The 201-nt window shown below is 62.7% G+C and carries 1 pseudogene; it reads right to left on the reverse strand.

The annotated features are described in order from the left end of the window. Positions 1 to 201: pseudogene (gene istB / locus WN73_RS11465) on the reverse strand (IS21-like element IS1631 family helper ATPase IstB); the annotation flags it as partial.

Consider the following 201-nt stretch of genomic DNA (forward strand, 5'->3'; position numbering starts at 1 on the left):
CCCCCAATCCTGCACGACGCGATTGGAGGTGACGATGACGCTGCGGCGCAGTTTGTAGCGCTGATGGATCAGGGTCTGCAGCAAAGTGCCGGCGTCGTCGGGGATGGCGCGTGCGAGGAATAGATCGTCCAGCACGAGGAGATCGCAGTCGATGATGGTTCGCAGCCGGACCTCGCGTTGTGCCGGAGAGTTCAGGGCGTA

It is taken from the genome of Bradyrhizobium sp. CCBAU 45394, from assembly GCF_028128655.1.
GTDB lineage: Bacteria > Pseudomonadota > Alphaproteobacteria > Rhizobiales > Xanthobacteraceae > Bradyrhizobium > Bradyrhizobium diazoefficiens.